General features: G+C 71.6%; 9 protein-coding genes. 6 read left to right on the top strand and 3 right to left on the bottom strand.

Going from position 1 to position 8,743, the window contains the following annotated elements:
- The 3 genes from Q8Q85_05055 to Q8Q85_05045 form a co-directional block, all read right to left on the bottom strand.
- The coding region (locus Q8Q85_05055) for an Ig-like domain-containing protein (GenBank protein MDP3773617.1) at positions 1-794 on the bottom strand (794 nt) is incomplete at its 3' end.
- A gap of 182 nt (positions 795-976) precedes the next feature.
- A complete protein-coding gene (locus tag Q8Q85_05050) occupies positions 977-1,696 on the bottom strand; it encodes a dienelactone hydrolase family protein (protein MDP3773616.1) in 720 nt (239 codons plus the stop codon).
- Between the two features lie 10 nt (positions 1,697-1,706).
- The gene (locus Q8Q85_05045) at positions 1,707-2,972 is read right to left on the bottom strand and encodes a sialidase family protein (protein MDP3773615.1); all 1,266 of its coding nucleotides are present in this window, start codon (positions 2,970-2,972) and stop codon (positions 1,707-1,709) included.
- A 133-nt stretch (positions 2,973-3,105) separates the two neighbouring features.
- Between Q8Q85_05045 and Q8Q85_05040 the strand changes: the two genes are divergently transcribed.
- Genes Q8Q85_05040 through Q8Q85_05015 form a run of 6 tightly spaced genes read left to right on the top strand, consistent with a single transcriptional unit; the run spans position 3,106 to position 8,735 of the window.
- Positions 3,106-3,723: a TetR/AcrR family transcriptional regulator gene (locus Q8Q85_05040; protein MDP3773614.1), complete on the top strand. Its 618-nt coding sequence runs from the start codon at positions 3,106-3,108 to the stop codon at positions 3,721-3,723.
- A 3-nt stretch (positions 3,724-3,726) separates the two neighbouring features.
- On the top strand, positions 3,727-4,779 hold the full coding sequence (locus tag Q8Q85_05035) for an enoyl-CoA hydratase-related protein (protein ID MDP3773613.1): 1,053 nt from the start codon (positions 3,727-3,729) through the stop codon (positions 4,777-4,779).
- Entirely contained in the window at positions 4,758-5,474 is a 717-nt protein-coding gene (locus Q8Q85_05030; protein ID MDP3773612.1) for an SDR family oxidoreductase, read from the top strand. The genes Q8Q85_05035 and Q8Q85_05030 overlap by 22 nt, the downstream gene beginning before the upstream one ends.
- Positions 5,471-6,238 (top strand): enoyl-CoA hydratase-related protein, encoded by a 768-nt coding sequence (locus Q8Q85_05025; protein ID MDP3773611.1) that lies wholly within the window; start codon positions 5,471-5,473, stop codon positions 6,236-6,238. Before Q8Q85_05030 ends, Q8Q85_05025 begins: the two co-directional genes overlap by 4 nt.
- Positions 6,235-7,425 carry a 2-hydroxyacyl-CoA dehydratase gene (locus tag Q8Q85_05020; protein ID MDP3773610.1) on the top strand — a complete coding sequence of 397 codons (1,191 nt, stop codon included), beginning with the start codon at positions 6,235-6,237 and terminating at the stop codon, positions 7,423-7,425. Before Q8Q85_05025 ends, Q8Q85_05020 begins: the two co-directional genes overlap by 4 nt.
- A gap of 8 nt (positions 7,426-7,433) precedes the next feature.
- A complete protein-coding gene (locus Q8Q85_05015; protein ID MDP3773609.1) occupies positions 7,434-8,735 on the top strand; it encodes a 2-hydroxyacyl-CoA dehydratase family protein in 1,302 nt (433 codons plus the stop codon).
- Positions 8,736-8,743 lie beyond the last annotated feature (8 nt).

Raw genomic sequence — 8,743 nt, 5'->3', positions numbered from 1 at the left:
ACGTCGTAGATCAGGAGCCCCGAGTTCCAGGCGCAAACGAACGCGAGCCCGTCTCGCACGAAAGTGTCGTGGATCCCGTAGTTGGGGGCGATGGGCACCGAGGTCACGAAGGTGATGGCCGCCGTGGCGATCACGCTGAAGGAAACCGGCGAGCCGACGAGGCCGGCGACGCTGGCGCTTGCTGCCTGGCTGCCCAACGCAGCGCCCGTCGTGAACAAAGTTGTGGCGATGCCCGTCGAGTCCGTCATCGCAGCCGCTGGAGCGACCGAACCGCCGCCCAGCGTGACAGACCACGTCACCGTGACTCCCGGAACGCCGTTGTTGTACTGGTCGAGGACGACCGCCGCGAGCGGGCTCGCGGCAGCCTGGCCCGCGAAGGCCGACTGCCCGTCGCCCGAGTTTCGGACCAGCCGTCGCGCCGGCCCGGGGAGCGCCGTCGCGCTGAACGTGACGACCGAGTCGCCGCCACCGACCGTGGCCGTCACGGCCTTGGTCCCGGCCGTCGTGCCGAGGGTATAGGTGGCGGCGGCCACTCCATCCGCCCCCGTCTCGGACGTAGGCGGCACCGAGCCGCCTCCCGACGTCACGCTCCAGCGCACCCTCACGCCCGCTACCGGGCCGTCGGCGTTGGTCACCCGCACCGACAGCGGCGCTCCGAGCGCCGCCCCGACGGTGCCCGTCTGGCCGTCACCGGCGTTCAGCGCGAGCATGAACGGGCCCAGCGGCGTGACCGGGTCGGAGCCACAGCCTGCCACTACCGCGACGAGCGTCAGGACGGCGATGCTTCGCTTCACAGCCTCGGCCTCAATGGCGGTGGTTCATGGATGCTGGCGAATCGTCCTGCGCGAGGACGCCGTAACACCCCATGAGGTGCAACGCCCCACCGGTGCGCACGCGTACTCCTACGCCCGCCGACCAGAGATCGTTCCGCCCGTAGAAGGTCTTCGGATCGAAGCTGCCGCCGGCACGAGCCGTTTCAGCCCGCCAGCTCCTTCAGCACGTCCGCGTTCAGCTCGTGGCCGCCGTCGAACCGTATCAGCCGATACCGCACGTCGTGCGCGCGGAGCCGCCCTTCCAACTCCTCCAGGTGCGCCGGCTCGGCGAAGGGGTCGCGGCCGCCAAGGACGATGGCGAGATCGAGCGCGCGGAACGGCGCGAAGTCGGCGTCGCTCTCGATCTCGGGCGGGAGCGTCCCGGCCCAAAGGACCAGCCGGTCGAGCCTCGCGCTCCCACGGTGCGCCCACCGCGCCGCGGTCGCCACCCCTTGAGAGAAGCCCATCACGACGACCTGGACACTCGAAATTTCAACCGCCCCGGCTTCCACCGTCCCCAACACCTGCGCATGGAGAACATCCAGGTACCGCACGTAGTCTTCGATCTCGACGAGCCGGTCTTCTCGCGTCATCCACGTCGCGCCCACCCGGGCCTGGGCGCTCGTGGAGCCGTTCACCTCGCCGACGTAGAAGCGCGAGAGCGCCTCGGGCGCGACTATGAGCCTGCGGCCGTCGTCGAGCGGAGCGAAGTTGCGGATGAAGTAGCGGGCGAGCTGCCCGAAACCGTGGAGGACGAACCACACCTGCGTGGTGCGGGGACCAGGGGACCCGAGCGTGGCGTAGCGCGCTGTCTTCGTGATCGCGACATGGTGCTCACGCGCCGCCACGCCCTTCGCGAGGGCCTTGGGATCCGGATCGGCCATCGGCGAAGTCCTACCGGCTCGGGCCGGGCAGCCGCGCGGTGGCGGTGTGGACCTGCGCCACGCCACGACCTTCCGGGTCTCGCCACGCGAACACCACCCGATCGCCCGCGCGCGCCATGCGCGGGAAGCCGCTCGGCCGGGCCGCGCTCGTGGAGGCGACCGTCATGCTGGGGCCGCGCGAGCCGTCGGGCTCGATCCGGCGCACCCGCACCTCCGCGCCCCGCCCGACTTCCTCGAGCCAGCTCACGATCGCCGCACCGTCGTCGAGCATCACGATGCCCACGCGACCCACCGGCCGGCCATCGTCAACTTCTATCGGACTGCCGAAGGTCGCGCCGGCGTCGGTCGAAAAGGCCAGCCTGACGCGCTTGGTCTGCCGAGCGGCGGTGAACCACGCCACCGCGGCCCGCCGACCCGCGGCCGCGACGGCAGGGCCGTTCACCGGGCACGCATTGATCTCCCAGCCGTCCTCCGCAACCGGCTGCGGCGCGGTCCAGGAGCCGTTCACCAGCCGCACCACATAGATGTCGCGGATCTCATGTTGGGAGCGGTCGCGGTACACCACCACCGGGCCGTCGGCGGTCACAGCCGCGGCGGTCTGGCAGCAGTCGCAGGCGCGGCCATCCAGCTCTACGTCGCCGGAGAGCGCGCCGTCCGCGCCGATCGTCGCGGCCCGTAGCGTCATCTCGCGGACCAGCGTGCTGTCGCCGCGGGCGCGCGCGGCCGCGGCGGCCGCGTACTTCCGGCCGTCCAGCCAGATCACCCCGACCGTGCCGCGCGAACCGGCCCACATCGAGACGAAACCGTGCTCGCTCTCGGTTCCGTCACGGTGCGGGATGACGGGCGCACCCCAGGTCGCACCTCCGTCACGCGATCGCGCGATATGGACGTCGTAGTCCTCCCACCCGCGCCCGCGCTTTACCAGCCAGTGGGCGGCCAGGGTGCGGTCATCGAGCGCGAGGAGCGACGGGAAGTCCGCCCAGTTGACGAACCAGCCCCTGCCGCTCGCGATGGTACGCGGCGTGCTCCAACTGGAACCGCCAAGCACGGAGAACCGCAGGGCGTGGCTGCTGTCCGGAAGCACGTCGATCCAGCTCAGGTACACCCGGCCGGATGGGCCTACCGCCAGATTGGCCTCAGCGCTGCCGGGCATTGCCGGCGATGGGATCTCGCGAAGCGAGGTCAGCGGCGGATCGGTAGCGCGGTCGGCGAAGGCGCACGACAGGGCTGCCGCCGCGATGAGAAGCGCGGGGCGCCCGGAGTCAGGATGGATCATGGCTCCAATGGTACCGCGGGTCATCGGGTGTGGCCAAGGCCCCCGTGGCGCAGCCGCGGCATTGACAAAACTTGACGACTGAGTAGAATATTTACTGAGAGTTCAATTCCGACCGCGCCACTCGGAGTTCGGCATGCCCCAGCTGCGCGCCCGCCCCACCGCGTCCCCGCACATCCTCAAGAAACGCGAGCGGCGGCGCACCCACATCCTGCACTCGGCGCTCCGCGCCTTCCGGCGCAAGGGCTACCACGCCACCACCCTCGACGACATCGCCGAGGAGCTGGGGGTTCGCCGCACCGCCCTCTACCACTACTTCCCGGACAAGGAAGCGATCCTCTACGCCTGCCACCTCGAGGCGCTGGCGGAGCTGAAGCGCATCCTGCGCGAGGCGCGGGCCGAGTTCGACGGGGCCCGGGACCGCCTCCGGCACATCGTGCGCGAGCACGTCCGGGTGATGACGGACACGCTCGAGGGCTCGCCGCTCGCCATCGAGGTGACGGAGCTCTCCACGCCCCACCACGCCGAGGTCGTGGCCGCCCGCGACCGGTACGAGCGCGGGGTGCGCTCGATCGTCGAGGAAGGGATGCGCGGCGGGGAGTTCCGGGCGGCGGACCCGAAGATCGCGACCTTCGCGATACTGGGCGCCATCAACTGGATCGCGCGCTGGTACCGTCCGGAGGGCGACATCCAGGCCCCTGAGCTGGGCACCCAATTCGCCGACCACCTGGTGGCCGGCCTCACCGGTGACTGACCCATGACCGCACGCGCCTTCCCCTCCCGGCCCGCCGACGCCTTCGCCTTCCGCGAGACGCTGTACGAGAAGCATGACGGCGTGGCGCGCATCACCATCAACCGCCCGCGGCACTACAACGCCTACTCGACCTCGGCGCTGGGGGAGCTGGCGGCCGCCTTCCGCGACGCCGCCTTCGACGACGCCGTCGGCGTCATCGTCTTCACCGGCGCCGGCGACCGCGCCTTCTGCACTGGCGGCGACGTGAAGGAGTACGCCGCGAGCTACGTGGGGGCGCCGCGCGACTACTGGAAGTACATGGCGCTGTTCCGGGCCTACATCGAGAGCATCCTCAATACCGGCAAGCCGGTCGTGGCGCGTATCAACGGCATGGCGGTGGGCGGCGGGAACGAGAGCCAGCTCGCCTGCGACCTCTCGGTGATGGCTCAGCACGCTTACATCAAACAGGTCGGGACGCACGTCGGCTCGGTCGCGTGCGGTGGCGCGACGCAGTGGCTGCCGCTGGTGGTCGGCGACAAACGGGCGCGAGAGATCCTGTTCCTCAACGAGCCCATCCCCGCCCCCAAGGCGGCGGAGTGGGGCCTGGTGAACTGGGTCGTGCCGTCGGTCCGGCGCGGGGAGGAGTGGATCGATGCCGCGACCGCCGAGCAGATCGAGAAGGCGCAACGCCGCGAGGACGGCTACTCCATCGACCTCTCGCGGCTCGACGGGTTCGTGGACGAGCTGGCGGGGAAGCTTCTGGCGTCGTTCCCGGAGTGCACCCGCTACACCAAGCAGCAGACCAACTTCTGGAAGGACCTCGCCTGGAGCGCCACGGTGCGGCACGCGCAGGACTGGCTGTCGCTGCACTACGCCTGCTGGGAGCCGGTCGAAGGAATGCAAGCGTTCGTGGAGAAGCGGCCCGCGCGGTACGCGCTGCTGCGCCAGCGCGCGGCGGAGGGCGGGTCATCGGAGGCGCCGTGGGGTGCCCCCGTCACGGCGTGCGCCGCGTGCGGCGCGACCAGTCTGCCGGCGTCCCACCGGTTCTGTGGCGCATGCGGCGCACCGCTCTCGTAACCGGCGGAGGGCGCGGCATCGGCCGCGCGGTGGTGAGCGCGCTGGCGCCGGACGCGTGGGTCGCCGCGCTCGACCTCGCCTTTCCGGACGGCCCCGGCGACGCCAGCCTCGCCGTCGAGGCGGACGTCCGGGACGCCGCGAGCATCGGCCGCGCGGTGCAACAGGTCGTGGGCGAGCGGCAGGGGATCGACTGGGTCGTCTGCGCCGCGGGCATCGTGCGGGACCATGTGAGCTGGAAGATGTCGGATGACGACTGGGCCGAGGTGATCGCCGTGAACCTGACGGGCGGGTTCGTCACCGCCCGCGCCGCCTCCGCCGCGCTGCGCAGCTCCGGTTCCGGTAGGCTGGTCTTCATCGGCTCGGTCAACGGCCTGCGGGGACGGTTCGGCCAGGCCAACTACGCCGCGTCCAAGGCCGGCCTCGTCGGGCTGGCGCGCACGCTGGCGCGCGAGCTCTCCAGCGACGGCGTGACCGTCAACGTCGTCGCCCCCGGCTTCGTGGACACCGCGATGACGCGCACCCTCCCGGACGAGTGGCGCGCCCGCGCGATCGCGCGCACGCCGATGCGACGGCCCGGGCGGCCGGAGGAGATCGCGGCGGCCGTCCGGTTCCTGTGCGGCGACGACGCGGGCTTCATCACCGGCGCCGTGCTGCCGATCGACGGCGGGCAGCTGCTCGGGGTGGACGGCCCGTGAGCGGCGTCGGCGTCACCGCGAGCGTGGCGGACGGCGTCGCGCGCCTGGTGCTCGACCATCCGCCGGTCAACATCCTCACCCGCGACGTGCTCGCGTGCCTCCGCGAGGAGCTCCGCCGCCTCGCGGCCGACCGCTCGCTGAGAGCGCTCCTGCTGACCGCCGCGGGCAAGCACTTCTCCGCGGGTGCCGACGTGGGCGAGCACCTGCCGCCGCACCACGCCGAGCTCATCCCCGAGTTCCTCGACACGGTGGCGGCGCTCGACGCGTTCCCGCTGCCGGTGATCGCCGCCGTTCGCGGCCGGTGCCTGGGCGGCGGGTTCGAGCTGGTGCAGGCCGCCGACCTCATCGTCGCCGGCGAAGGCGCGGTCTTCGCGCAACCCGAGATCACGCTCGGCGTGATCCCGCCGGCCGCCTGCGCGCTGCTCCCCGCGCTCGTCCCCGCCGGGGTCGCCGCCCACCTGGTCTTCACCGGCGATTCCCTCGGCGCCGCCGACCTTCAGCGGGCCGGCCTGGTGTGGCGCGTCACGCCGGACGCGGAGGTCGAAACGGAGGCCCTGCGCACCGCCGAGCGCATCGCGCGGCACAGCGCGGCCGCGCTGCGCCTGGCCAAGGAGGCGTTGCGGTCCGGTCGCACCCTGCCCCGGCCGGACGCCATGCGCCGCGCCGGCCGGCTGTACCTGGAGGGCGTCATGGCGACGGCCGACGCGCTCGAAGGGCTGCGCGCCTTCACCGAACGGCGGCGGCCGGCATGGAGCCACGCGTGACCGCACCGGCCAGGGAGCGCCTGACGACACCGCTCTTCCCGGAGTGGCGGGGCTGCGGGCTGGAGGAGGTCCTCTACCATTGCCGCGAGCTGTTCGACGACACCGACTTCCCCACGGTGCGCCGCTGGCGGGAGTCCGGCGGCAAGGTGGTCGGCCACTTCCAGGTCTATTTCCCCGAGGAGATCGCGCACGCGGCCGGGTTGCTCCCGTTCAAGGTCCGCGGCGCGCCGGTCGAGACCACGCTGGCCGAGTCGCACTTCGGCTCCTACCTCTGCTCGATCCTCAAGACCTCGCTCGAGCTGGCCCTGAGCGGGCGGGTCGAGCTCGACCTGTTCGTCACCCACCCGATCTGCGACGCGGCGCGCAACCTGGCCGGCGTCTGGGGCCGGAACTTCCCCTACCCGTGCCGGATCCTCTATCTGCCGCAGAACCCCAACTCGGCGTTCGCGACGCGGTACCTGCGCGACGAGTACGACCGGGTGCGGACCGTGATCGCCGGGATCGCCGGCCGGCCGATCGGCGACGACGACCTCCGCCGCTCGATCCGCATCTTCAACGAGAACCGCGCGCTGCTGCGCGCGCTGTACGCGCTCAAGCGCGACCGGCCGTGGCTGGTCTCGGCCGACGAGGCGTACGTGCTCACGGCGATCGCCGGCCTCGTCCAGCGCGAGGAGCACAACGACCTGCTCCGCGCGGTGCTGCCCCTGCTCGAGGCCCGCGCCGCGCCGCGCCGGGACAAGATCCGCGTCGTCCTCGAGGGCGGCTTCTGCGAGCAGCCGCCGCTGGACCTCATCCGCGCCATCGCCCGGTCGTGCTACGTGGTGGACGACGACCTGCTGATCGGCCTGCGCTGGCTGACGGAGGACGTGCCCGACGGCGGCGACCCGCTCCTCGCGCTGGCCGAGTCGTACATCGAGCGGTCGGCGCACAGCCCGGTGCAGCACGACCTTCGCAAGCCGAAGGATCGGATGTTGCTCGAGCGCCTCGAGCGCTCCGGCGCGCAGGCGGCCATCCTCATGGCCGCGAAGATGTGCGAGCCGGGCCTCGAGGAGCTGGTGGTGTACACCCGGGCGTTGGACCAGCGCGGCATACCGTACTTCGTGAGCGAATTCGAGGAGAACATGACGAGCTTCGACGGCCTGGAGATCCAGCTGGAGACGTTCGTCGAGAACCTCCTCTTCGACTGAGGCGGACCATGGACGGCACGCGACAGGAGACCGGGATCGTCGGGCGCGGCAACGAGGCCGGCGCCCGGCTGTTCCGGGAATGGTTCCAGGGGCTGGGGCGGGCGGCGGCCGAGGGCCGCGGGGCGGCCTACGTGTTCGTGATGGGGAGCCTCTGCGAGCTGCTGCGGGTGTTCGACTTCCCGATCGTGTTCCCGGAGATCAACTCGCTGCAGACCGCGGTCCGCCGCGTGGCGCACGAGTACCTGAACGAGGCGGAGAACCAGGGCTACTCGACCGACATCTGCGGCTACGTGAAGGCCGACGTCGCCGTGCAGCTCCGCGGCGGCGCGCATCCCATGGGGACCATCCCCAAGCCGGCGCTGGCCGTGTGCACCAACGCGTGCAACACCTACGTGAAGTGGGGCGAGATCTGGGAGCGGATGTACGGCATGCCGATGTTCACGCTCGACGTGCCCGGCTCGCGGGGAGCCGGGCTGGCGTCGCCGCCCGGCACCGACGACTTCGAGCGCGACCGGCGGTACGTCGAGGCCCAGCTGCGGGAGCTGATCGCGCTGTGCGAGCGGGTGTCGGGCGTCCGCTTCGACAACGACCGGCTGCGCGAGCACTTGGGGCACGCCAACGTGATGAGCGACGGCTGGCGGCGGGTGCTGGAGCTGAACCGGACCCGCCCCGCCGTCTTCAACGCGCTCTCCGACGGCACGATCTACCTCGGCGTCGCCAACGGGTTCCGGGGCACCGCGGAGGGCGCGGCGTTCTTCCGCGACCTGGTCGAGGAGATGGGGCACAAGGCCGCGCACGGCATCGGCACCACGACCGACGAGAAGTGGCGCCTGATCTTCGTGGGGGTGCCGTGCTACCCGATTTTCCGCCGGTTCACCGAGCTGTTCACGGACTGGGGCGGCGTGTTCGTCAACTCCACCTACCTCGCGTTCGCCTCGGGCGGGGCGAACCTCGGCTTCGTCTACGACCTGGCGCGGCCGCTCGAGAGCCTCGCCGAGGGCGTGCTGATCGGCGTCCGCGACGCGATGGACAACATGTTCTTCCAGACCCGTACGCTGGTCGGGATGGTGGACGATTTCGCGGCGGACGGCGTCGTCTTCCATCCCATCAAGAGCTGCCGCACGGTGTCCACGGGGCTCGCCGACACCCGCCGGGCCCTCATGGCGGTGCGCGACGTGCCGAGCCTGTTCGTCGAGTCCGACCTGATGGACCGGCGCGTCGTGTCCGAGGCGCAGATGAAGAACCGCGCCGATGCGTTCTTCGAGGGGCTCGCCGCGCGGCGGCACCAGGCCGCCGCGGCGATGGGGTAGCGGGAGGA

It is taken from the genome of Gemmatimonadales bacterium (assembly GCA_030697825.1).
GTDB lineage: Bacteria > Gemmatimonadota > Gemmatimonadetes > Gemmatimonadales > JACORV01 > JACORV01.
The sequence above is the reverse complement of the archived record's forward strand: the minus strand, read 5'-3'. Positions and strand labels throughout refer to the sequence as shown.